Origin of the sequence: Halobacterium jilantaiense (assembly GCF_900110535.1) — an archaeon.
Classification (GTDB): Archaea; Halobacteriota; Halobacteria; order Halobacteriales; family Halobacteriaceae; genus Halobacterium; species Halobacterium jilantaiense.
Genome location: NZ_FOJA01000001.1, coordinates 318,073 through 340,688, shown reverse-complemented (window position 1 = coordinate 340,688; position 22,616 = coordinate 318,073). Strand labels below are relative to the sequence as shown.

Sequence of the window (22,616 nt, the reverse complement as noted above, 5' to 3'; positions counted from 1 at the left end):
TGCGGTCACTGGCCGTAGTCACAAGCAGTGTGCTCTCAGCTCGGTTCCTCGGGGAGGCCCGCCACTGCCCCGAGGAACGAGACGACGAGCCCGCCGAGCACGCCGTAGACAGAGAGCGACGTCGGATTGCCTCGTTGAATCAGGTCGTTCACCATGAAGAACCCGGCAGCGAGTATCAGAGCGATACCGAATAGAGTCGCATCTCTGGCGGCCATACCGGTGGGTCGCTGCGACCGCACTTCGGCGTTGTGACTGTTCTCAGTCCAGCGGCGCGACGAGGTCTTCGAGCGCCGTGCGCGGGTCGTCGGCTTTCGCGACGCCCGACGCGAGCAGGACGCCGCTCGCGCCCAGTTCCTCTGCGGCGACGACGTCATCGCCCGTGCTGATGCCGGCACCGCAGTAGACGTCGACGCTCGGGTCGACGGCCGCCGCGGCGTCGACAGCGTCCTCCACGACGTCCGGGTCGGCCTGCGAGACCGGTGTCCCGGTGCCGATGAGCTCCGGCGGCTCGACGGCGACGGCGTCCGGGCCGAGCGCCGCGGCGGCCGCCACCTGCTCGGGGTTGTTCGCGCAGACGACCGTGTCGAGGTCGGCGCGCGCCGCTGCGTCGAGGCTGCCGTCGATGTCCGCGAGCTTCCGGCGGGCCTCGGAGTGGTTCAGGAGCGTGCCGACGGCACCGTTGTCGGCGACGGACTCGGCGAGCGTGCTGCCGGTGTGGCTGCCGTGGCCGTTCGGGCTGACGTGCTGTGCGTACGTGGTGACGCCGGTGTCGGCGACCCGCGCGAGGTCGGCGGCCTGCGGGGCGACCGCGACCGTCGCCTCGGTGTCGCCGGCGACGTCCGCTGCGGCCTCGGCGACCGCGACCGGGTCACAGGGGTACGCCTTCAGATTGACGAGTACGAACACAGGCGTTTCGGGGATCGCACGCGGCAAAAAGGTAGCTATCGCGTCGGTCCGCGCTCAGCCGTCGTCGCCCTTGCGCCGGACCTTGTCGCCGAGCGTTAGGCCGGCGCTGCCGCCGCTCGACGACCAGTCCTCGTCGGCGTCCGCGTCGCCGCTCTCGGTGAGCGAGATGCCGAGGTGGTTCTCCAGCTTCTCCCGCACGTCGTCGCTCGGGAGGCTGTCGCCGCGCTCCAGCTTCCGGATGACGCTGGCCTTCTCGTTGAGTTCGTCGGCGAGCTCCTCCTGGCTCAGCCCCTCCTGCTCGCGGGCGTTCCGCAGCCGGTCGTCGTAGTCGCCGGCCAGTTCCTCCATCTCGTCGAACATGTCCCGGCGTCGTCGGCCGCCCGAGGACCCTCCGGAGGACTGCGAGCTACCGGAGGACCCGGAGGACTGGCTGGACGAGGACGTCGAGTACTTCGTGCTGGTGGACGAGGACGAGTCCGTCTTGACTTCCGTGCCGAAGTCGGCACAGTCGTCGCAGACGTCGATCTCTGCTCCCTCGACCTTCACGGTCTTCGGGTTCGAGACCTCCTTGCCACACATCTCGCACTGGGCCATGGAGAAGGGTAGCCGTGGCCGACGCTTAAAATGCACGCCCGTCAGGCGAGCTGCCGCCACGCCGAGACGAACCGCTGGACCGCCGTGAGGTGGCCGACGACCGCGAACACGACCAGCAGCGCCGCCACCGGCGAGTAGCCCGCGACGGTCGGGACGAGCGCGGTCACGGCGGTCGTCGCGCCGACGAGCGCGAGGCGGTCCGCGCGCCCGAGCAGCCCGCCGTACACCCTGTCGAGGCCGACTGCCTGCGCCTGCGTGCCGAGGTAGGAGGTGAGCAGCACGCCCGTGACGGCCGCCAGCCCGAGCCCGAACTGGTCGAGGCCCGCGGCGAGCCCCGACACCACGACCACGTCGGCGTACCGGTCGAGGACGTGGTCGAGCATGTCCCCGGCCTCCGATTCCGTGCCGAGTTCCCGGGCGAGCGCGCCGTCCAGCAGGTCCAGCCAGCCGTTCAGGAACACCAGCAGCGCGCCACCGGCGTACGCCAGCGGCGTCGCCACCCAGAACGCGGCACCCGCCCCGACTGCGAGCCCGAACGCGACGACGCTCACGGCGTTCGGCGTCGCGCCGACGGCCTTCGCGGCGCGCACCCAGGGCGCGAGCAGTCGGTCGGCGATGTCCCGGTACTGGTCGAGTGTCATAGGTAGTCGGTGAAGTCCACGTCGCCGGCCGACGGGTCCCGGTCGCCGTCCAAGACGGCCTGCACGTCGCTCGCGACCGCCTCCGGGTCGCGGCCGGTCGTGTCTATCTCGTACACCGTCTCCCGGCCGTGGTCGCGGACGGCCTCCGAGAGGATGACGTCGAGCGCCTCGCTCTCGGCGTTCTCGCCCGCTTTCTCGGGTGGTTCGCCGCGGTCCTGGAGCCGGTCGTCCAGTTCGCCGGGCTCGCACCGCAACACGACCACGCGGTCCAGGTCGTCGAGGTGGTGTGCGAGGTGGGACTCCACGAGCAGGTCGTCGCGCCCTTCGAAGTACGCACGGGCGGCGTCGACGTCCACGACCTTGCTGCCCCGGGCGTCGTCGACCTCGTTGTAGAGGCCCTCCGAGGCGACCAGGTCGTTGAGGTGTTCGACATCGAGGTCGGTGTCGAGTAGCTCTGTGGCGGTCGTCTTCCCGGTGCCCGGGGTGCCCGTGACCGCGACTCTCACTCGCCCAGCACCTCGTTCAGCGTGTCGACGGCGCGATCCGTCTCCGCGCGGGTGCCGACCGTGACGCGGACGTGTTCGGGCAGCCCGAAGCTCGTGCAGTCCCGAATCAGGACGCCATCGCGTTTCGCCGCCTCGGTGACGCTCGCCGCGTCGCCGACGTTCGCGAGCACGAAGTTCCCGTGGCTCTCGTAGGTGCGGGCGTCGAGTTCATCGTGGATGTACTCGCGGCCCCACTCGACGCTCTCGGTCGTCTTCGCCACGTGCTCGTCGTCGCCCAGTGCGGCGAGCCCGGCCTCGCAGGCGACCACGCTCGCCGCGAACGGCGTCTGCACGCGAGCGTACGCGTCGCCCCACGACCCGGGGACGACCGCGTAGCCGAGCCGGGTGCCGGCCAGCCCGTACGCCTTCGAGAACGTCCGGAGGACGGCGACGTCATCGCGCTCGTCCAGCAGCGAGACGGCGGAGGGCGCGTCCGCGAACTCGCCGTAGGCCTCGTCGACGACCACGAGCGTGTCCTCGTCGGTCTCGTCGGCGACCGTCTCGACTTCGTCGAGCGTGAACCGAGCGCCCGTCGGATTGTGCGGGCTCGTGAGGTAGACGACGCGCTCGCCGTCGTACGCGTCGAGGACGGCCTCGGGCGTCATCTCGAAGCCATCACCCCCCTCTTCGACGGCGTACTCCGACACCCTGCCGTGGTGGAAGCGCGCGCTCATACCATAGTACGTGAACCCCGGCGTGGGGACGAGCACCTCGTCGTCCGGGTCGAGGGTGGCTCGCGCGAGGTAGTCCAGCGCGCCGTCGCCGCCGTTCGCCAGCCAGACCTGTTCGTCGGTGACGCCCCACTGCTCGGCGAGCGCGGCCGTCAGGTCCGCGTGGACGGCTTTCGGGTAGCGGTGGACCTCCGTCGCGGCCTCCCGGATTGCGACCGCCGCCTTCGGGCTCGGGCCGTGGGGGTTCTCGTTCGACGAGAGCTTCACGAAGTCCGAGGGGTCGCGCCCGAGTTCGCGCGCGACTTCCTCGATGCCCCGACCCGCCCGGTACTCGACGTGGTCGGAGAGGTCCCGTAGTTCCATGTCCGAGGGGAGTGGCGGACGGGCCTTAAGCGTGCCTTCACGGGATGACGGGCGGCCGCGGTGTGAAGCTATATTTCCCCCCAGTCCGACACGTCTGTACGATGCGAGCGCGGCTGGAACTGCTCGGGAGTATCGCAGTGCTCTGGGTCGTCGGTGTCGCTCTCGGAACGGCCGCGAAGGCGGTCGCAAGCGGAATCCCCCCGAAGACGGTCGTCGTCTTCGCCAGCGCGGTCGCGCCGACGTACGCGCTGCGAGTCGGGCTGCGATCCGCGCCCGAGCGGTTCGACTTCGAGCAGTTCGCCGACGAGGTCGAGCGGAGTACGCAGGTCGTCCGGCACGCGAATGCCGCTGCGCTCGGAGTTGCTGCCGGCACGGCCACCGGGCTCGTCGTCGGAGGCGTGGTGGCGGGGACAGTCGAGAGTCTCAGTCCGACGCCCGAGATGCTGGCGGCGATAGCGGTCTCCTGGGTCGTCGGCCTCCGCGCGCTGGTCTCGCTGAACGCCGCGTACCGAGTGTCGTGATTCCGCCATCACCGCTTTTAGGAGCGTGCCGTCCCTCGGCCAGCACATGACAGTCATCGAGACAGCAGTCTACGCGACGCACATGGTGTTCGCCGGGCTCCTCACCGGCAGCGTGCTGTTCGCTGCGCTCACGGTGCCCGGTATCGCCGCGAACGTCTCCACGAGCGTTCGGGAGTCCATCGCGGGCACGCTCCGCAACGTCTCCCGGGCCTCCGCGGTCCTGCTCGTCCTGACGGGCGGCTACATGCTCACGCTCGGCGGGTACACCGACAGCGGCGTTCTGACCGGCTCGGGCCGCGGGCACGCCGTCCTCGGCATGGTCGTGCTCTGGTTCCTGCTCACGGGCATCACGGAGGTCGCCGGCAGCCGCATCGAGTCCGGCGACGACGCGACGACGTTCCTCTACGGCGGTGCGGTGCTCGCCGTCGCGCTCCTGCTGGACGCCGGCTACCTCGTCTCGCTGGCGCTCTGAGCGGGAGGACTAACTGACAGGCGCGCACTCGCTTCTCCTATGGCCGACCGCTACCGACTGACGAGTGTCGACACCGTCACCGAGGAGGGCGCGTGGGCGTTCACCGTGCGGGACGAACACGACGACACGGCGAGCTACTTCCTCGTGCCCTGCGAGGACGACGACCGGCCGCCAGTGCAGGCATGGGTGAACCGCTGCACGCACGAGGCACAGCGACTCTACCGTGAGGACGTCGGTGCCGTTACGCGCGAGGGCGGTGTCGTCTGCCCGAAACACGGGTCGATGTTCGACACGTGTTCGGGGCACTGCGACAACGGGGACGCCGCGGACACGACGCTGCCCTCGGTGGACGTCGACGTCGAGGACGGGCAGGTGTACCTTGTCGACGACGACGTCCGGTACCTCTACGACGGCCTCCCGAACGACGACGGGGACGACGACGGCTCGAGTTCGACGAGCCACCTCCAGTTCTGAGCTGCCGCGGGTCCCACTCAGAGCCGGTCGTCGACGTGGTCGGCGGCCTTCAGCGCGAGCGCCGCGATGGTGAGCGTCGGGTTCATCGCGCCGCCCGTCGGGAAGACACTCGACGACGCGACGGTGAGGTTCCCGAGGTCGTGGGTCCGGAGCTCTGCGTCCACCACGCTCGACTCGGGGTCGTCGCCCATCCGGGTCGTGCCCATGTGGTGGTACGCCGGGCCCGTGTTCTCGGGGCCGACGGTCCACTCGACGTCCGCGCCGAGTTCGCCGAGAATCGAACGCTGAATCTCGTTCGCGCGCTCGATGGCCCGCCGCTCGTAGTCGGACAGCGACCACACCACGTCCGGCACGGGGTTGCCGTGGTCGTCGGTGCGCTCGGGGTGGAGCCGAACCCGGTTCTCCGCCCGGGGCTGCTGCTCGACGAGCGCGCCGACTGCGACGTGCGTTCCGTAGTCGTCCCGAATCCGGTCGAGCATCGCGTCCCCCCAGTCCTCGCCACCGAGCGCCATCTCGACGGGGCTCGGGCCGGCGTAGTTCAGGAACTCCAGTTTGATGGCTCCGCGCGAGCCGTCCGCCGGCTGGTCGTAGAACTGGTGGCTCTCGGTCGTGTTGAAGCCCACGTGGTTCTGGCGGGTCGGCTCGTCGAGTGTGCCGCCGACGCCCGCGAACAGGTGGTCGTGGAAGAACCGCCCCACGAGTCCCGAGGAGTTCGCGAGGCCGTCGGGGTACTGCTCGCTCTCCGAGAGCAGGAGCAGCCGGGGGTTCTCCACGCCGCCCGCCGCGAGCACGAACTCGCGGGCTTCCTGGCGGTGCTCGTCGCCGTCCGGCGTGGCGTAGACGGCAGCCGTCACGCGGTCACCCGCGTCGCCGTGAACGAGGCGCTGCACGGGCGCTCGGTCGAGGACTCGCGCCCCGGCGTCCTCGGCGCGCTCGACGTGGATCGTCGCGTCGTACTTCGCGCCCGACGGACAGACCGGCTGGCAGGTGCCGTAGCCGACGCACGCGCTGCGGTCCTCGCGGCCCGCAGACAGCCTGGCGTTCGGCACGGAGTGCGTCGAAATTCCGAGGTCCTCGCAGGCGTCGGCGAACAGCGAGTCGGAGTAGCTCGGCTCGAACGCCGGCTGCGGGTGGGGCTGCTCGCGGGGCGGCGCGAAGGGGTTGTCGCTGGCCCCCGCCACCCCGAGTTCGTCTTCGGCGTCGGCGTAGTAGGACTGCAGGTCCCCGTAGCCGATGGGCCAATCCGAACCGACGCCGGCCGCCGATTCGAGCCGGAAGTCCCGCTCGTGGAGCCGCATCACCATCCCCTGCCAGTGGAGCGTCGACCCGCCGACGCCCTTCACGCGGGCCGCGTTCAGGGGGTAGTGACGCTCGCCGGTCGACGCGTAAGCGTCGCGGTCGCCGCCCATCCCCCACACCGAGTTCGGGCCGTGGGCGGGCCGAATCGAGCGCTCCATCCGACGCTCGCGGTCGTCGCGGTCGGCGTCGAACCGCGGGCCCGCTTCCAGCACGACCACGTCGTGGCCGCGGCTGGCGAGCCTGTGCGCCATCAGTCCGCCGGCGGGGCCCGCACCGACGATGCAGACGTCGACGCGCTCCGAGGGCTGGCGGTTCATTCGGGCCCCCGCTGGTAGGAGGCGCTGCCGCCGGGGTGGCCCTGCGGGTTCTCGATGCCCGCCAGTCTGCCGCCGGTCGGCGTCGAGAACAGCGCGTACAGCAGTTCGTTCACGAGGTAGTACCGGACGCGCTCGCGGTCACTGCCGTCCGGGTCGGGGTCGGCAGTGTCGACCTCGAACCCCGAGAGCGTGCGGTCCGCGCGCTCGGTGTCGAGGTCGGCGAAGTCGGCGTCAGACCACGTCCGACTGTACTCGTCGAGGACGGCGACGGCGTCCGCCACGCCCGCTGCGTACTCGGGTCGGTCGCGGGCGCGCTCGACGCTGTACTGTCGGACGAACGACTCGACGCCGGCGACCTCGGTCGGGTAGACGACGCGGGCGACGGCGACGAGCGTGTCGATCTCGTGGTCGCCGACCGGGCCCTCGCCGGGGCCACTGGACAGCGAGACACCGGCACCAGCGGCCGCACCACCGGCGGCGAGCGCGGCCAGCACGTCGCGGCGCGTCAGCTCCATCTACCCGCGGCTTAGGCGAGCCTAAACTTCAGGGTTGCGTTCGCAGCGAAAGCCCGGACTCAGGCGCGCTCGACAGTGTGTTCGAGCGTCCCGACGCCCTCGACTTCGACCGTCACGCTGTCGCCGTCGGTGAGTTCGTCAACGCCCTCGGGCGTCCCCGTGAGCACCACGTCACCGGGTTCGAGCGTCAGGTACCCCGTAATCTCGGCCAGCAGTGCGGGAACATCGAAAACAAAGTGCTCAGTGGACGACGACTGCCGCGTCTCGCCGTTCACGCGGAGTTCGACGGCGGCGTCCTCGGGCACCTCATCGGGCGTCGCCAGCACCGGTCCCAGCGGGCACGCCCCGTCGAAGGCCTTGCCGCGCACCCAGTTCTGCTCGCGGTCCTGATCGGTGCGGTTCGACACGTCGTTGGCGACCGTGTAGCCCGCAACGGCGTCCAGCGCATCCGCCTCGTCGAGGTTCCGGGCCTGCTCGCCGACGACGACGGCGAGTTCGGCCTCGTGCTCGACGTACCGGTCCGCCGGCAGCGGTGTGGTGTCGCCGTGGCCGGCGACGGCGTTCGGCGGCTTCAGGAACAGCAGCGGGCGGTCGGGGACATCCTCGTCGCGCTCGTCGGCGTGCTTGACGTAGTTCCGGCCGACGCAGACGACCTTCGACGGCTCGCAGGGCGGCAGCACGTCTACGTCGTCGACATCGTAGGTGCGGCCGGCCGCGGTGACGGCGTCGGACTCCTCGTCGTACTCGCCCGTCCGGACGGCACCGGCGGGGTCTCTGAAGCGCATCTGGTGCATGACCGCCGATTCCCCCGGTGGCCGCTTGAGGGTTCCGGGAGCGGCAGCCCGCTCGGGCGTGTTACCAGCGCTGGTGGACGTGCTCCTCGACAGTGAGCTCGTAGACGTCCCGGACTGCGCCGTGGGTCTGGTGGGTGAGCGGTGCGGCGTTGGAGGCGGCGACGTTGCTCTCGATGTGCTCGGGTGTCGTCGACCCCGGGATGACCGTGGAGACGGCGTCGAAGTCGAGAATCCAGCGGAGCGCGAACTGCGCCATCGTGAGGTGGTCGGGGACGTGCTCGCGCAGCGCCTCGACGGCCCGCACGCCGTCGTCGAGGGGGACACCAGCGAACGTCTCACCGACGTCGAAGGCATCGCCGTCGCGGTTGAAGTTCCGGTGGTCGTTCTCCGGGAACTCCGCGTCCGCGTCGATGTTCCCCGTGAGCAGGCCGGAGGCCAGTGGGACGCGTACGATGACGCCCACGTCGTTCCGGTAGGCGGCGTCGAGGAACGCCTCGGCGGGCCGCTGGCGGAACGGATTGAAGATTATCTGGACGGTCTCCACGCCCGGGTACTCCATTGCCTTCATCCCCTCCTCGACGCGTTCGACGCTCACACCGTAGTGGTCGAGTTTGCCCGCTGCCTTCAGGTCGGCGAGCGCGTCGAACGTCTCGGGCTGGTAGTAGACGTCCGTCGGCGGACAGTGCAACTGGAGCAGGTCGAGGCTGTCCACGCCGAGATTCTCGCGAGAGCGGTCGACGAACTGTTCGAGATTCTCTCGGTTGTACCGGTCGGCGTCGTGCGGGTCGAGTCGGCGACCCGCCTTCGTGGCGACCACGGGGTCCTCGTCGGGCTCAGAGAGGACCTCGCTGATGAGGCGTTCGCTGCGGCCGTCGCCGTAGACGTCCGCCGTGTCGAGGACGTTCACGCCCGCGTCGAGCGCGGCGCGGACGGCGTGCTTGGCTTCGTCCTCGCCGACCTCGCCCCATTCGCCGCCGATCTCCCACGTGCCCAGGCCGACCTCGGTCACGTCGAAGCCGGTCGAGCCGAGTGGTCGCGTGTCCATACTGGAACGTCTCCGTCCCCGCACGTAACGGTGTGGGAAGCGGTCCAGCCGACCCCGCCGCCACCTTTTAAGTGTTCTTCAGGAGAACAGTGAATCGGCATGGAACTCACCTGGTACGGTCACTCGACGTGGGGCGTAACGGTCGGCGAGACGGACTTCCTCATCGACCCGTTCTTCGACAATCCGCACACGGACACGGACCCCGAGGAGCTCGACCCCGACCACGTCCTGCTCACGCACGGCCACGCGGACCACATCGCGCACGTCGGTGCGTTCGCCGACGTTCACACGGTCGGCACACCCGAACTCACGGGCTACGTCGCCGACGAGTACGGCGTCGAGGACACCACCGGCATGAACCTCGGCGGCACCGTCGAACTCGGCGACGCGTTCGTCACGATGGTGCGCGCGGACCACACCAACGGCCTGGACACCGGCTACGAGCACTCCGCTGGGACGCCCGCCGGCTACGTCGTCTCGGACACCAAGCCGACGCAGGTCGCCGACGAGGACTCGACGACGTTCTACCACGCCGGCGACACCAGCCTCCAGACCGAGATGCGGGACGTCACCGCGACCTTCCTCGAACCGGACGCCGCCGCGGTCCCGGTCGGTGACCACTTCACCATGGGGCCGATGCAGGCCGCCGTCGCTGTCGACTGGCTCGACGTCGACGTCGCGTTCCCGATGCACTACGACACCTTCCCGCCAATCGAGGTCGACATCGAGGACTTCGAGCGCGAAGTGGCGGCCACCGGCAGTCAGGCCGACGTCCGCGTCCTCGACGGCGACGAGACGGTCGACCTCTCGGACGCGCGATAGCACCGAGAACACAGGCCGAGTAGCGAATTCCGGCTTTCGAGCATCGAGCCAGTCGCAGCGCCGATTCTAGCAGGGTACAGGCTCACGGTCCCGTCTAGCTTCGCTACCGGAACCAGCCGTTATTTTAACCTATTGATTCTGCGTCGGAACATGCGCCACACTACCCGTCGAACGGTCCTCGCTGCCGTTGGCGCGAGCGTCTCGCTGTCCGGTTGTGCCGGACTGATTCCCTCCTCGCCAGCGGGAGCCGAGCCCACCACTGAAGCGCCGAGTGAACGCAATTCCAAAGTCGAGACTCGCTCTGAGCCCGCATTCGTCGGCGAGGGGTTCCCACTCTCACTGGAACCAGATGCAAACACCGTCGACGAGCTAGCGGACGCCACGCTCGTGCTCGTGGCCGCTGAGACATCGTCGAGGGACAGGAAGCTCGTCGACGCCGTCTGTGGCGGGTCGCTACTCGTTTTCGTTGGCCCCGACGCTGGCGGGAAAATGGAGACCGCGCTCGCCGAAGGGAATGCCCGCCGGTGTCTCCCGTACGCCACAGAAGGTCGAAGCGGAGCCGTTGTCGCGGGCGTCCATCCGGCGTCCGGGGAGCTGGTGACACACTACTACGGCTCTTCCGGGGAGAACACCCAGCAGTACAGATACAGCTCGGCAAACGACCTGATATCGTACTACACGGAAAACAGCCAGCGGTGAAACGTCCGTTCAGCACGTCTGTAGAACGCCGAATATCTGGGTTCGCCGCTCTTGGTACCAGCCACGGCGACCGAACGAGGACAAACAGCGGTCGCAACCCCCAAGCACTATCCTAAATCAAGAACGCAATAGTTCTATGAATAAACAAATCGAAGTTGAACTGGGGATTCTGCTCGTATTGTTCGGTGGATTCATTCTCGTTAGCAGTAGCTCACTCCCGATGGACTTTGAGTTCGGAATCATGCTGATTGGATTAGCGGTGGGCGTCGTCGGCGCGCTCCGTCCCGGCGAGTGAGTTCAGCGTCGCCTCTGCGAATCTCCCCTCGGAAAATCCCGATTCCTTGGCACGGCGCATCACTCGCTCGTTCCGTCTGAGTGGCTCAGTCTGGGATATGATTACGGACTCGTGGGACTGATGACCACGTATGGCTGGCCTCCGCTCGCTCCGGCTCGTCGTCACGGCTTCCGTGTACTTCACGGCAGTCTCTCTCGGTGCTGGTATCTTCGTGGTGGACCCCGTTCGACCCCTCCTCTTCGTGCCAGTCTGTACCGGTGCAGTGCTTCTCGGGCACGCAGTAACGACTGCCAATCTCGACGAGCTCGGATACGCAATTATGGGGTTGTGGACCGGTGTCCTCTCCCTCAGCGTGCTCGGGGCGGTGACTGACGCGTTCCTCAGTCAGAGAGCTGTTCCACCAGTGGTTACACTCCCTGCTGCTCGTGTTCTCGGTACCGTCGGTCTCGTTGCCATCCTTGTCGCGGCCTACGTACATCGCGTACGGAGAGACAGACCAGTGGAGCACCAGCGTTCTCCCGGAGCCTGAATACAGTCAGGTCTCTGAACCGTCGGAGTTGCACAGCCCACGCTGGTGGCGATGGACGCCGAGGCCGTGAGGAATCAGACAGTCGGACCGATTCCATTTGCCGGTGACGGCACTCGAAATAACCCCACCGGAAGAACAACGCTTACACCGCGGGCGGGCGACTATCCGGACGCAATGACCATCGAAGTTACCAGCACATCCGAGGAAGGCTACACCACGCGGTCCCGCGTCGGGGACTTCGAACTGACCATCGACGCCACGGACGAGGACGGTCCGAACCCGAACGCGACGCTGCTCGCGGACTACGCGTCCTGTTTCATCCCGGCGTTCCGCGTCGGCGGCCAGCAGGAGGGCTTCGACGACCTCGGCCGCATCGACATCGACGTGGAGGGTGACCTCGACGACGACGACGACCTCACCGCCATCCGCTTCCACCTGCTCGTGGAAGCCGACCTCGACGACGACGAGTTCGACGCAGTCGTCGACCGCGCCGAGGACATCTGCCACGTCCACAGCGCGCTCCGCGAGGCCCTTCACGCCGAGATTTCCGGCGAGACCGGCGCGTTCTAACGGGACACGGGCCCGCAGCGGCCCAGACACACACTGTTCTTTGGTCGCAGCATACAAGCCAGCGCCCCGCGTAGCCGTGGGTATGACTGACGGATGGCAGGACCTCATCGTCGGCGCGCGAATGAGCGTCGACCAGCAGTTCGCGGACCGCGTGCAGGCGTCGGGACTCTCCCGGCCCCAGTGGGGACTCGTGATGACCGCCGTCGAGTTCGAGTTCGAGGACGCCGACGACCCCGAGGCGGCCCGCATCGTCGCGAACACGTCCAGCCTGGAGCACGTGCTGCCGGAGATGGACAACGTCGACCAGCAGATGGGCGGGATGGGGCCCGGCGGCGACTCCTCGGGCGGCAGCGGCGTCGTCGGCGGTATCAAGGACGCGCTCGGCATCGGCGGTGACGACGACGACCACGAGGAGCTGGCGGACGAATCACAGGAGCTCGCCCAGGCCTACGCCGACGAACTGCAGGCGTTCCTCGAGGAGGAGGGCCGCTTCGAAGAAGTCCGGCGCGCCGCTGCCGGCGAGTCGTAGCCGCGCCGACCGCCGGTCTCGGGCAGCGTCGCCGGTGCGTTCTCAGCCGTCGCCGGACCGGAACATCGTGAGTTCCTCGGCCTCGTAGATGTTCAACAGCTCCGCGACGAGCTCGTCGTAGGACTCGTCGTCGGTCCGGAGGCCGTCGAGCCGTTCGACCGTCTCCTCGCTGAGCATGATCTTCGGCATACGAGACGCTACGCTACCGGACGGCATAAGCGCGGGGGCGGGAAGGTTTTTGCCGGCGAAGCGCCCACACCCGGACATGAGCGACGGCTTCAACCTCGACCTGCGGCGCGCCGAGGAGGAGATCGACATCCCCGACGACTTCGAGGGCGGCGTCACACTCGGCGTACTGGACGGCGACACGTCCGACTCGGAGTGGCTGGACGAGATTCAGCGCGGGTGCGTGCTCTTCCTCGCCGTCGAGGGCGACCTGAACGAACTCGCTGCCGGGTTCGCGGGCGACGTGAAGGACGCCGGCGGGTCGCTCGTCCACTTCCGGGAATTCCTCGTTGTCGCACCGCCCGGCGTCGACGTCGACGCCGGGCGGCTGTGACCACCGCCGAGTGCTGCCGCGAGCAGTCGACTCCCGTTACCAGGTGAGGCCTTCGTAGGTGAGGCCGTCCCGCGGCTCGACGATGCGCCGCCCGTCGACGACGACGCGTTCGGCCATCGCCTCGAACTCGTCGTCGAGCGCCGCGAACTCGTCCCAGTCAGTGACGACGACCGCACCGGACGCGCCGTCGAGTGCGTCGCGTGCGCTGTCGGCGTACGCGACGTCCGGACGTTTCTCGGCCATCTTCTCCGCCGCCACCGGGTCGTAGGCGACGACGTCCGCGCCGCGCTCCTGGAGGCCGTCGATGACCGGAATCGCTCGCGTGCCCCGGATGTCGTCGGTCCCCGGCTTGAACGACAGCCCGAGCACGGCGACGCGCTCGCCGGACACGTCCACGTGGTCGTCCAGCAGCGACAGGAGGCGTTCGGGCTGCCCGTCGTTGACCTCGACGGCCGCCTCCAGCATCGCCGGGTCGTAGCCCTCGGCCTTCGCCGCGGCCGTGATGGCGGCGACGTCTTTCGGGAAGCAGCTGCCGCCCCAGCCGACGCCCGAGCGCAGGAACCGGCCGCTGATTCGGTCGTCGTGGGCGATGGCGTCTGCGACCTCGTAGGCGTCGACGCCGAACTCCTTGCAGACGTTCCCGAGGTCGTTGACGAGACTGACCTTCGACGCGAGGAAGGCGTTGTTCGCGTACTTTATCATCTCGGCCTCCCGAAGCCCGGTCTCGACGACGGCCGCGTCGGGTGCCTCGTCCAGCAGTGGTGCGTACACCTCGCGGAGCACCTCGTAGGCCGCCTCGCCGTCGGTGTCGTCGCCCTCAGTGCGCGCGCCGAACACGACCTTGTCGGGGTCGAGGAAGTCCTCGACGGCCGACCCCATCCGGAGGAACTCCGGGTTCATCGCGAGCGTCGCGCCGTCGAACCCGCCGCGTTCGAGCGCGGGCTCGACGACATCTTCGGTCGTCCCGGGGACGACAGTGCTCTTGACGACGACTGTGTGGTCGTCCTTCCCGGCGAGCGCTTCCCCGAGGGACTCCGAGCCGGACTCCATGATTGACGTGTCGATGCTGCCGTCCTCGCGGGACGGCGTCGGGAGCGCGAGGAACGTCACGTCCGTCTCCCGCACCTCGTCGTAGTCGGTGGTCGCGCGCAGCCGACCGCCGGCGTGCGCGGCGATGCGTTCTTCGAGCCCCGGCTCGTGGATCGGGGCCTCGCCGTCGTTGATAGTCGCCACCAAGTCCTCGTCGACGTCCACGTTCACAACCTCGTGGCCGAGCTCGGCGAAACACGCCGCGATTGTCGTGCCGACGTAGCCGCTGCCGACGATGCTCACGCGCACAGGGAAGTCACCTTGCCTCCGAGTAGACCGGGACCCTACAAATGTCGTTCGTCACTCCCGAACGGCCCGCGAGAGCTACGCCGTGCCCTCGAAGATGGCGTCTGCGGACGTCTCGTCCCGATTGAACGACGTGACCGTCGCGCGGATGACGTCGCCCTCGGAGACTCGCGTCGGAACGTCCTCCGTGAAGACGACGAACCCCTCGACCTTCCCGACGGCCACCCGGTCCCCGGAGTGGTGGTCCGCGAACTCGGTCACGCCGAACTCGTAGGTCTCACCGAGCGCCACGGGCGGCTCGCGCTTCTGGGCGGCGTCGTGTGCGCGCTTCGACTGGCGTGCCCCCGACGACCGCCGCCGCACCAGCACGACGACGACGAGCAGCAGGACGGCGACCCCGGCACCTGCGCCGACGACTGTGTAATCCATGTCCGCCCCATGATGGCCGGGGTCCTACAACCCATCGGCTCCGGCGCGCGCTCGCGCCTACTCCGCGTGGAACGTCAGGTAGTGCCCGTCCGGGTCGCGGACGCGGCGCGCTTCCGGTCCGCTGGCTCCGTCGCCACCGACCGTCTCGACGCTGCACGCCCGGTCAGCGACGGCGTCGACGGCCGCGTCGGGGTCCGGCGTCTCGAACCGGAGGTCGGCGTGGACGCCGCCCCGGGCGTCCGCGATGCCGCGCTGGGGCTCCCAGAGCTCCAGCGCCATCGGGCCGGCGAGCCGCGTTCGCTCGCGGCCCTCCCCGCGGTCCACGACATCGAAGCCCAGCGCCTCGTAGCACGCCTCGGCGCGCGCCAGGTCCTCGACCTCCAGTGCGACCTCGAAGACCCCCGTCAGGGGAGCGTCGCCGTCCCGCCCGCCGGTCCCGATTTCGACGCAGTGGTCGTCCGGGTCGTCGACGTAGAGGCTGCGCGCGCTCCCGAAGTCGAACTCCACCACGTCGAACTCCCGCTGCAGGTCGGCGAGCCACTCCCCGTATCGGTCCTCGGGCGTCGCCAGCGCGTAGTGGACATGCAGGCCGCCGCGCGGGACAGTCGACGGCTCCCGGAGGACGAGCGCGGTCTCTCCCACCCGGTAGCGTGCCTCGTGGTCGCTGCGGACCCCGTCCAGCCCGAGGTGGGTCTCGTACCAGTCGGCCGCCGGTTCCAGGTGGTGGACTTCGAGGGCGAGTTCGGAGAGCGACGAGAGCATACCGGACAGAAGGCGGCAACGACCATAGGCGTAGCCCGTTTTAAGTTCGTGGTCCCACTATCGGGTGTATGCCCATGAAGCAGTCCGGCCGGGCGACCGACATCCGAGTCATCGACCGATTCGACCGCGGCGTCGGCTGGATCGCGTACCCCGAGGAAGGAATGCAGCGCGCGAGCCACGCCGTGGCAGTGCCAAGCGAGGACGGCGACGAAGACGACGTCTGGGTCGTCGACCCCGTGGACGGCGAGGGCGTCGACGACCTCCTCGACGACCTCGGTGACGTCCGCGGCGTCGTCGTGTTGATGGACCGCCACGCCCGGGACGCCAAAGCAGTCGCCGACCGCCACGACGTCCCCGTCTTCGTCCCGTCGTTCGTCGACCCCGGGATGGACGCACCGACACAGCCCCTCGGCGACACGCTCCCCGGCAGCGACTTCCGAGTGGTCCGCACTGTCGACTGGCCCATCTGGGACGAAGCCGCGCTCTACGACGGCGAAACCCTCGTCGTCGGCGACCTCGTCGGCACCGTCGACTACTTCCGAACCGACCGCGAGCGTGTCGGCGTCCACCCGATGCTCCGGGTCTCACCGCCGGACGCCCTCCGGCAGTTCACGCCGGACCGCATCCTCTCCGGCCACGGAGAAGGCATCATGACGGACGCCACGCGGAAGCTCGAAGCCGCCACCGACGGCACCCGCCGGCGAGCCCCGAAACTCTGGCTGAAAAGCGCGACCTCCTTCCTCTCGTAGCGCCACCTGGCTCTCCGTCAGTCCTCTTCGTTCAGGCGCTCGATACGGCGGGTCTGCTCGCGATGCAGCGTCACCACCAGATCCGAAAGCACCCCGAAGATGAGTAGCTGGACGCCCAGCAGCAACACGACGCCCGCGACCACTGTGAGCGCCTCGTGGGAGATACCCCGGCCGAACCACTCGTAGCCGATCCAGACGGCGAGCGCGGTACCGACCGCACCGAATCCCGCGCCAATGCTCCCGAAGTAGAACAGGGGATTCGACGTCTTCGCCAGACTGTACAGCGTGACGATGATGCGCGCGCCGTCCGATATCGGGTGGAGGTTCGTCTCCGACCCCTCGGGGCGCGGGCGGTACGTCGTCGGGACGACCTCGACCGGAATCTCGTGGCGCGCGCACTCCACGGCCATCTCCGTCTCGATGCCGAACCCCTCCGCCGAGAGGAACATCCGGTCGAACGACTCGGCCGTGAACGCCCGATACCCCGAGAGAATGTCGCCGTAGTCCTCGCCGTGGATGCGCCGGAAGGCGCGGTTGATGAGTCGATTGCCGAACTGGTTGAGCCCCGACATCGCACCCGGCTGCATGTCCGCCGTCCGGTCGCCGACGACGTGCTCGGCGTCCCCGCCGACCAGCGGGCCGAGGAGACGCGGGGCTTGCTCCGGCGGGTTCGTCCCGTCACCGTCCAGGAGGAGAATGTAGGATTCGTCGATTCGTTCGACGCCCTGTCGGACCGCCTGCCCCTTCCCGTCGCCCGTCTGCTGGACGACCTCTGCGCCGTGCGCCTCGGCGATCTGGGGCGTGTCGTCTCTGGAGTTCCCATCCACGACGAGGACGTGGCCGATACCGACGTCGTACAGGCCATCCACGACGTCGGCGATGGTCGCCGCCTCGTTCCGCGTCGGAACGAGCGCACACACGTCCTCGTACTCGCTCATTGGGATTGGGTGGACGGGGGGAGCGCAAAAGCGTTTTCTTCGACTGCGAGGAAACGAGGTATTGATACGTGGTCGACCAGAAAGCGGCTACTCACGAACACGCTGTGAGCTATCAATGAGATACGGTCGTACCTCGATGGTCAACTTCCTGTCGAACCTCGTTATGTCGTTCTCCGGATTCGTCGCGACCATCTTCCTGACACGGACTCTCGGCCAGGAGCAGTACGGGGCCTACGTGGTCGTGTTGTCGGTCCTTTCCTGGGTTGCTATTGCTGGAACACTCGGCCTTCCGCAGGCTGTTCGGAAGCGGGTCAGCGAGTCAGACGATGGAAATTACGTCGTTTCCGGAGCATTGGCGCAGCTCGGCCTGTACGCTGTGGTGGCTGTCTTCCTCTGGATTGCGCGACCCTACCTGAACGCCTTCATGGGCCTCGACGCCACCTGGATACTCATCCTGATGCTCGCAGTTCGGCTCGGACTCGGGTTCGTACGAAACGTTCTCGATGGACAACACCTCGTTCACGTCACGAGTGTCCTCTCGCCCATCGAATGGACGAGTCGTAGTATCGTTCAGGTCGCACTCGTTCTCTCTGGCTTCGGTATTGCTGGTGCGTTTGCTGGATACATTGTCGGTGCTATCGTGGGATCCATCATCGGCATGTACTTCGTCTCCATTCCAGATAGACTCCCGTCTCGGCACGAATTCTATCGGCTGAAATCATACGCGCAGTTCTCTTGGCTCAGCTCAGTCAAGGGGCGGACGTTCCTCTCGATGGACACTATCATTCTCGCTGTGTTCGTCTCCAACAGCCTCATCGCCGTCTACGAAGTGGCGTGGAACCTGGCTTCGCTGTTCGCAATTTTCGGCGCTTCGATCTCGAAAACGCTATTTCCCGAGATGAGCAAAATTTCGTCCGATGAGGGGACGGTTGACGAGATTGCTGGACTGCTTCAAGTCAGTCTTGCGTATTCTGGGCTTTTCATCATTCCCGGATTGGTCGGGGCCGCCCTCCTCGGCGACATCGTTCTCACTATCTACGGTCCCGATTTCGACGTTGGTTACTACATCCTCCTCGTTCTTACCTTCGCCCGGCTCTTGTACGGATATATGGGCCAATTCCTCTCCACGATTAATGCGCTAAATTATCCGGACTTAACCTTCTACATCAACGTCATCTTCATCGTCGTAAACCTCACACTGAACGTTATCCTGACGTGGCAATTCGGCTGGTATGGAGCAGCAGCAGCGACAATGATGTCAGCTGGCATTGGCCTAATTTTGGGTTACTACTTTGCGAAGCAGGTAATCAACGTGAGTATTCCCTTCTCCGAGGTTGGAAAGCAGTGTCTGTCAGCTGGAATTATGGCTACTGTCGTGATCATCGGCCGATTCAATACTGCCGACTCACTCCCCGTAGTCGTCGTCCTCGTCGGGATTGGTGCCGCAGTCTACTTCGCTTCGTTACTCGTTCTCTCCGAAGAGTTCCGTACGACTGTGGCGGATAACCTCCCGTTCCAGCTCCCCTCCATTGTATCGAAGTAGACCAGCTGTTTGACTATTCCCGCTCCTGCTAGCCAGGGGTTCGTGGAACTCTTGACGTGTGGTATCCGCCAGATGGTGTGGCAGGACCACTACGACGACGCGTACGAAGTCGTCCCCCTCCCCCCACGACGCGTAAGCGACTACACGATTCTGGGTTCAGGAAAGAGAGTACAAGGCCTCTGCTGACCCACCATCTGTAGTCCTCACTACCGATATCGAGCACGCGGTCTGGGAGGGGGGCCACCAACTTGTCTTGGAACTAGCAGTCCGAACATCTCGTTGGTGGCCTTCTGTGGACATGTGCCTATCCGTCGAAGATAACCGCCTCCAGCCCTACCTAGGTGGTATTGAGCGACTGCTGAGAGCATAATGCAGAGCCTATTGGTTCCGGCAGTTCTCGTGGAGATGTACGGGGAGTTTCGAACTGCGCAACCCAGAAGCGTCTCCCCCACCGTGGAGAGAGTCTTCGGACGGAGATAGCCCCAACGGACCAGATAGAGAATAGAACAGGGAACCTGATACGACTGCTCAGAACGGTGGTGAAGTACTCCGTCAGGACCACGGGATACCGCTAATTCGGCCGACAACACTATCGAATCGGCGTACGAACGTATTTAACCGTTCGTCTGTAACCGCGGTTTATGCAAGCAGTCGTACTCGCTGCAGGCGAGGGGACTCGTCTCCGCCCTCTCACAGAAAATAAACCGAAGGGTATGGTCGAAGTAGCAGGGAAACCCATTCTCACCCACTGCTTCGAACAACTCGTCGAACTCGGTGCTGAAAAGCTCGTCGTCATTGTGGGGTACCGGAAGCAGAACATCATCAGCCACTACGGCGACGAGTTCGAGGGAGCGCCCATCACGTACGCTCACCAGCGCGAGCAGAAGGGACTCGCTGATGCGCTCCTCAAGGCCGAAGAGCACGTCGACGACGACTTCATGCTGATGCTCGGGGACAATATCTTTCAGGCGAACCTCGAGGACGTAGTCAGCCGACAACAGGAGGCGCGGGCAGACGCGGCGTTCCTCGTCGAGGAAGTCGACTGGGAGGAAGCGAGCCGATACGGCGTCTGTGACACGAACGACTACGGTGAGATAGAGGAAGTGGTGGAGAAGCCCGACGACCCGCCGAGCAACCTCGTGATGACTGGTTTCTACACGTTCTCACCTGCGATTTTCCACGCCTGCAAACTAGTTCAGCCGTCTGACCGGGGCGAGTACGAACTCTCCGACGCGGTGGATCTGCTCATCAAGAGTGGTCGGACCATCGACGCAATTCCGATGGACGGTTGGCGGATCGACATTGGGTATCCGGAGGACAGGGACGAAGCAGAGCGTCGGTTGCAGGAGGCCGAGGCGTGAAAGCGGTTGTTCTCGCGGCGGGCGAAGGGACGCGGCTCCGACCACTGACAGTGACGCGACCGAAACCGCTCGTTCCAGTGGCTGGCCGGCCACTTGTGGAGCACGTCATGGACGCGAGCAGCGATGTCGTCGACGAGTTCGTCCTCGTCGTTGGGTACGGTGCAGAAAACGTGCAGTCACGAATCGGGAGCGAGTTCGGCGATACACCCGTCTCCTACGTCGAGCAGCGCGAGCAGCGGGGGACTGCACACGCGATAGCGTGCGTGAGGGAGGAAATAAACGGACAGTTTCTGGTGTTGAACGGCGACGTCGTCGTCGACCAGTCGCTGGTCTCGAAGTTAGCGACCTCAAGCGGCCACGCAGTGGCGACGATGCCAGTCGACGACCCCTCGAATTACGGCGTGGTGTCGGTCGACGACGAAGCGTTGTCGGGCCTTGTAGAGAAGCCTGATAATCCACCGAGCTCACTAGCAAATCTCGGCCTCTACGCCTTTGAGCCGGCAATCTTCGAGGCTATCGACGCCGTGGACGAGAGTGAGCGTGGCGAGTACGAAGTGACAGATGCTGTCACGACTCTCTTGGAGTGGGGAGAGACGGTATCTGTCGTAGAACACGACGGAACGTGGCTCGATGTCGGTCGCCCCTGGGAGATCATCGAAGCGACCGAACGGTTGCTCTCAGAGCTCGGCCAGTCGATCGAGGGGATCGTTGAGGACAGAGTGACTCTGGAAGGCCCAGTGGTCGTCGAGGAGGGAGCGCGCGTCCGTGACGGGACGTACATCGAGGGCCCGGTCGTCGTGAAGGCCGGTGCCGACGTCGGTCCGAACGCCTACGTTCGTGGGGCGACAGTGCTCGGCGAGGACAGCCGGGTCGGGAACGCGGTGGAGGTCAAGAACTCGGTGCTGTTCCCGGAAGCGACTGTCGGCCACCTCTCGTACGTGGGTGACAGTGTTCTAGGGGCGGGAGTGAACTTCGGTGCCGGGACCAAAGTAGCGAACCTCCGGCACGACGACGCGAACATCCGGATGCGCGTCAAGGGTTCGTCGGTCGACACCGGCCGGCGGAAACTCGGCGTGGTGTGTGGCGACGACGTAAAGACTGGTATTAACACGAGCCTAAATGCAGGCGTGAAACTGGCCCGCGGTGCAACAACGACGCCAGGGGAGACAATCATGGAGGATGACAACGAATGAAGGCAGTAATACTCGCAGCAGGTGAGGGGAATCGACTCCGTCCGTTGACCGAGCGCAGACCGAAGCCGATGCTCCCGGTCGGGAATCGGCCGGTGCTTGAACACGTCTTGGAAGCGGTCGTCGACGCGGGAATCCAAGAAATAGTCTTCGTGGTCGGCTACGAGCGAAATCGCATTCAGACGCACTTCGGAGACGGTGACGACTGGGGTGTGGAAATCGAGTACGCTGTCCAAGACACGCAGCTCGGGACCGGCCACGCAGTCCTACAGGCCGAGGAGTTCGTGTCGGATTCATTCGTCGTGCTGAACGGCGACCGAGTCATCGACGATTCGCTCGTTTCTGTTGTCGTAGACCGCGTCCGTACTGGTGAGTCTCCAGTGGTCAGTGTCACGCGAGTGGACAACGCACGGAACTACGGCGTCGTGGAGTTGGATGGCGATCTGGTCCATGCGATTTACGAAAAGCCCGGGGTCGGCGGATCTCGCTCGGACGTCATCAACGCCGGCGTGTACGGATTCGAGCAGGGCATCTTCGACGAGATTCGCGACACAGAAACGTCACCGTCCGGCGAGCTCGAGTTGACCAGCACGCTCGACACAATGGCGCGAGACGGTGGCGTCGGAGCTGTCCGCTATGGCGACTACTGGCTGGACATCTCCTACCTTTGGGACCTCCTGTCGGTGAACGCGGCCGTGGTGTCGCAAGTGGGCGAGCGGGCGACCGGCGAGCGCATTCCGAATCAATCTGTGGCCGCGGATTCGGCGCAAGTCGCCGAGAGCGCGACTGTTCAGCCCAGAGTCGCACTCGGCGAGAACGTCTCGGTTGGCCCGAACGCCGTCGTCTCGAACGCCGTTGTCCTGCCAGACGCAACTATCGAGGCAGGAACCGTCGTCAAAGACTGCATCGTCGGCGAGAATGCCACTATCGGGCCGAACTCGACTGTCGTAGGGGGTAACGCTCGCGTAGTCGTCGAGGACGAAGTCCATCGAGACGTCAGACTCGGCGGGGTTATCGGGGACAACGCCGTGCTCGGCGGCGGCGTCGTGCTAGACCCCGGTACCGTGGTCGGGAATCACGCGAGGGTCGCCTCTAGCGTTTCAGTCAGTGATCGGGTGCCGTCCGGTGCGGAGGTGCGGAGGGGATAAC

30 protein-coding genes are annotated in these 22,616 nt (G+C 66.5%); 15 read left to right on the top strand and 15 right to left on the bottom strand.

From position 1 onward, the window contains the following. Positions 1-35: 35 nt before the first annotated feature. Genes BMW35_RS15220 through hisC form a run of 6 tightly spaced genes read right to left on the bottom strand, consistent with a single transcriptional unit; the run spans position 36 to position 3,720 of the window. Complete coding sequence (locus BMW35_RS15220) at positions 36-215, bottom strand: hypothetical protein (protein ID WP_143052126.1); 180 nt, start codon at positions 213-215, stop codon at positions 36-38. 43 nt (positions 216-258) lie between these two features. Then, positions 259-906, bottom strand: a complete 648-nt coding sequence (gene tpiA / locus BMW35_RS01850) for a triose-phosphate isomerase (protein WP_089667516.1) — start codon at positions 904-906, stop codon at positions 259-261. A gap of 54 nt (positions 907-960) precedes the next feature. Then, positions 961-1,500: a multiprotein bridging factor aMBF1 gene (locus BMW35_RS01845; RefSeq protein ID WP_089667514.1), complete on the bottom strand. Its 540-nt coding sequence runs from the start codon at positions 1,498-1,500 to the stop codon at positions 961-963. A gap of 41 nt (positions 1,501-1,541) precedes the next feature. Further along, positions 1,542-2,141, bottom strand: coding sequence for a CDP-alcohol phosphatidyltransferase family protein (locus BMW35_RS01840; RefSeq protein WP_089667512.1), 600 nt, complete (start codon positions 2,139-2,141; stop codon positions 1,542-1,544). Further along, complete coding sequence (locus tag BMW35_RS01835) at positions 2,138-2,647, bottom strand: adenylate kinase family protein (RefSeq protein ID WP_089667510.1); 510 nt, start codon at positions 2,645-2,647, stop codon at positions 2,138-2,140. The genes BMW35_RS01840 and BMW35_RS01835 overlap by 4 nt, the downstream gene beginning before the upstream one ends. Then, positions 2,644-3,720 carry a histidinol-phosphate transaminase gene (gene hisC, locus BMW35_RS01830; protein ID WP_089667509.1) on the bottom strand — a complete coding sequence of 359 codons (1,077 nt, stop codon included), beginning with the start codon at positions 3,718-3,720 and terminating at the stop codon, positions 2,644-2,646. The genes BMW35_RS01835 and hisC overlap by 4 nt, the downstream gene beginning before the upstream one ends. 101 nt (positions 3,721-3,821) lie before the next feature. On the opposite strand from hisC, the gene BMW35_RS01825 reads away from it, so the two are divergent. The 3 genes from BMW35_RS01825 to BMW35_RS01815 are packed head-to-tail and all read left to right on the top strand — an operon-like array spanning position 3,822 to position 5,187. Beyond that, the gene (locus tag BMW35_RS01825; RefSeq protein ID WP_089667508.1) at positions 3,822-4,241 is read left to right on the top strand and encodes a hypothetical protein; all 420 of its coding nucleotides are present in this window, start codon (positions 3,822-3,824) and stop codon (positions 4,239-4,241) included. Between the two features lie 46 nt (positions 4,242-4,287). Next, positions 4,288-4,713, top strand: coding sequence for a hypothetical protein (locus BMW35_RS01820; protein ID WP_089667507.1), 426 nt, complete (start codon positions 4,288-4,290; stop codon positions 4,711-4,713). Between the two features lie 39 nt (positions 4,714-4,752). After that, entirely contained in the window at positions 4,753-5,187 is a 435-nt protein-coding gene (locus BMW35_RS01815) for a Rieske (2Fe-2S) protein (protein WP_089667504.1), read from the top strand. Positions 5,188-5,204: 17 nt separating this feature from the next. Here the strand turns inward: BMW35_RS01815 and BMW35_RS01810 are convergent, their stop codons facing one another. The 4 genes from BMW35_RS01810 to BMW35_RS01795 form a co-directional block, all read right to left on the bottom strand. Beyond that, the gene (locus BMW35_RS01810) at positions 5,205-6,803 is read right to left on the bottom strand and encodes a GMC family oxidoreductase (protein ID WP_089667502.1); all 1,599 of its coding nucleotides are present in this window, start codon (positions 6,801-6,803) and stop codon (positions 5,205-5,207) included. Further along, entirely contained in the window at positions 6,800-7,318 is a 519-nt protein-coding gene (locus BMW35_RS01805) for a gluconate 2-dehydrogenase subunit 3 family protein (RefSeq protein ID WP_089667499.1), read from the bottom strand. The genes BMW35_RS01810 and BMW35_RS01805 overlap by 4 nt, the downstream gene beginning before the upstream one ends. A 59-nt stretch (positions 7,319-7,377) precedes the next feature. Continuing rightward, positions 7,378-8,112 carry a fumarylacetoacetate hydrolase family protein gene (locus BMW35_RS01800; protein WP_089667497.1) on the bottom strand — a complete coding sequence of 245 codons (735 nt, stop codon included), beginning with the start codon at positions 8,110-8,112 and terminating at the stop codon, positions 7,378-7,380. 61 nt (positions 8,113-8,173) lie between these two features. Continuing rightward, entirely contained in the window at positions 8,174-9,157 is a 984-nt protein-coding gene (locus BMW35_RS01795) for an aldo/keto reductase (RefSeq protein ID WP_089667495.1), read from the bottom strand. Between the two features lie 99 nt (positions 9,158-9,256). On the opposite strand from BMW35_RS01795, the gene BMW35_RS01790 reads away from it, so the two are divergent. The 6 genes from BMW35_RS01790 (at position 9,257) to BMW35_RS01770 (ending at position 12,601) form a co-directional block, all read left to right on the top strand. Beyond that, entirely contained in the window at positions 9,257-9,979 is a 723-nt protein-coding gene (locus BMW35_RS01790) for a metal-dependent hydrolase (RefSeq protein ID WP_089667494.1), read from the top strand. A gap of 150 nt (positions 9,980-10,129) precedes the next feature. Next, entirely contained in the window at positions 10,130-10,678 is a 549-nt protein-coding gene (locus BMW35_RS01785) for a hypothetical protein (protein ID WP_089667493.1), read from the top strand. 136 nt (positions 10,679-10,814) lie between these two features. Beyond that, the gene (locus BMW35_RS15450) at positions 10,815-10,973 is read left to right on the top strand and encodes a hypothetical protein (RefSeq protein WP_177170753.1); all 159 of its coding nucleotides are present in this window, start codon (positions 10,815-10,817) and stop codon (positions 10,971-10,973) included. A 130-nt stretch (positions 10,974-11,103) separates the two neighbouring features. Continuing rightward, on the top strand, positions 11,104-11,502 hold the full coding sequence (locus tag BMW35_RS01780) for a hypothetical protein (RefSeq protein WP_089667490.1): 399 nt from the start codon (positions 11,104-11,106) through the stop codon (positions 11,500-11,502). A 174-nt stretch (positions 11,503-11,676) separates the two neighbouring features. Beyond that, the gene (locus BMW35_RS01775) at positions 11,677-12,072 is read left to right on the top strand and encodes an OsmC family protein (protein WP_089667489.1); all 396 of its coding nucleotides are present in this window, start codon (positions 11,677-11,679) and stop codon (positions 12,070-12,072) included. A gap of 82 nt (positions 12,073-12,154) precedes the next feature. Beyond that, the gene (locus tag BMW35_RS01770) at positions 12,155-12,601 is read left to right on the top strand and encodes a DUF5799 family protein (RefSeq protein ID WP_089667487.1); all 447 of its coding nucleotides are present in this window, start codon (positions 12,155-12,157) and stop codon (positions 12,599-12,601) included. A 42-nt stretch (positions 12,602-12,643) separates the two neighbouring features. On the opposite strand, the gene BMW35_RS15445 is transcribed toward BMW35_RS01770, so the two are convergent. Further along, complete coding sequence (locus tag BMW35_RS15445) at positions 12,644-12,790, bottom strand: DUF7557 family protein (protein ID WP_177170752.1); 147 nt, start codon at positions 12,788-12,790, stop codon at positions 12,644-12,646. 76 nt (positions 12,791-12,866) lie between these two features. Here BMW35_RS15445 and BMW35_RS01765 point away from each other — a divergent pair, with 76 nt between their 5' ends. Continuing rightward, complete coding sequence (locus BMW35_RS01765; protein ID WP_089667485.1) at positions 12,867-13,160, top strand: DUF5779 family protein; 294 nt, start codon at positions 12,867-12,869, stop codon at positions 13,158-13,160. Between the two features lie 36 nt (positions 13,161-13,196). Here the strand turns inward: BMW35_RS01765 and aglM are convergent, their stop codons facing one another. From aglM to BMW35_RS01750, 3 genes are all read right to left on the bottom strand, one after another. Beyond that, positions 13,197-14,498 (bottom strand): UDP-glucose 6-dehydrogenase AglM, encoded by a 1,302-nt coding sequence (gene aglM / locus BMW35_RS01760; RefSeq protein ID WP_089667483.1) that lies wholly within the window; start codon positions 14,496-14,498, stop codon positions 13,197-13,199. Between the two features lie 75 nt (positions 14,499-14,573). After that, the gene (locus tag BMW35_RS01755) at positions 14,574-14,924 is read right to left on the bottom strand and encodes a TRAM domain-containing protein (protein ID WP_089667481.1); all 351 of its coding nucleotides are present in this window, start codon (positions 14,922-14,924) and stop codon (positions 14,574-14,576) included. Positions 14,925-14,981: 57 nt separating this feature from the next. Continuing rightward, entirely contained in the window at positions 14,982-15,686 is a 705-nt protein-coding gene (locus tag BMW35_RS01750) for a VOC family protein (protein ID WP_089667479.1), read from the bottom strand. Between the two features lie 68 nt (positions 15,687-15,754). On the opposite strand from BMW35_RS01750, the gene BMW35_RS01745 reads away from it, so the two are divergent. Further along, the gene (locus BMW35_RS01745; RefSeq protein WP_089667476.1) at positions 15,755-16,435 is read left to right on the top strand and encodes a hypothetical protein; all 681 of its coding nucleotides are present in this window, start codon (positions 15,755-15,757) and stop codon (positions 16,433-16,435) included. 17 nt (positions 16,436-16,452) lie between these two features. Here the strand turns inward: BMW35_RS01745 and aglJ are convergent, their stop codons facing one another. Continuing rightward, positions 16,453-17,373, bottom strand: a complete 921-nt coding sequence (gene aglJ / locus BMW35_RS01740) for an S-layer glycoprotein N-glycosyltransferase AglJ (RefSeq protein ID WP_089667474.1) — start codon at positions 17,371-17,373, stop codon at positions 16,453-16,455. 136 nt (positions 17,374-17,509) lie between these two features. Between aglJ and BMW35_RS01735 the strand changes: the two genes are divergently transcribed. The 4 genes from BMW35_RS01735 (at position 17,510) to BMW35_RS01720 (ending at position 22,615) form a co-directional block, all read left to right on the top strand. Further along, positions 17,510-18,916, top strand: coding sequence for an oligosaccharide flippase family protein (locus BMW35_RS01735; RefSeq protein WP_089670316.1), 1,407 nt, complete (start codon positions 17,510-17,512; stop codon positions 18,914-18,916). 641 nt (positions 18,917-19,557) lie between these two features. After that, the gene (aglF, locus tag BMW35_RS01730; RefSeq protein ID WP_089667472.1) at positions 19,558-20,277 is read left to right on the top strand and encodes a UTP--glucose-1-phosphate uridylyltransferase AglF; all 720 of its coding nucleotides are present in this window, start codon (positions 19,558-19,560) and stop codon (positions 20,275-20,277) included. Next, positions 20,274-21,470 carry a bifunctional sugar-1-phosphate nucleotidylyltransferase/acetyltransferase gene (gene glmU / locus BMW35_RS01725; protein ID WP_089667470.1) on the top strand — a complete coding sequence of 399 codons (1,197 nt, stop codon included), beginning with the start codon at positions 20,274-20,276 and terminating at the stop codon, positions 21,468-21,470. The genes aglF and glmU overlap by 4 nt, the downstream gene beginning before the upstream one ends. Further along, entirely contained in the window at positions 21,467-22,615 is a 1,149-nt protein-coding gene (locus BMW35_RS01720) for a sugar phosphate nucleotidyltransferase (RefSeq protein WP_089667468.1), read from the top strand. The genes glmU and BMW35_RS01720 overlap by 4 nt, the downstream gene beginning before the upstream one ends. The last annotated feature ends 1 nt before the right edge of the window (position 22,616 follow it).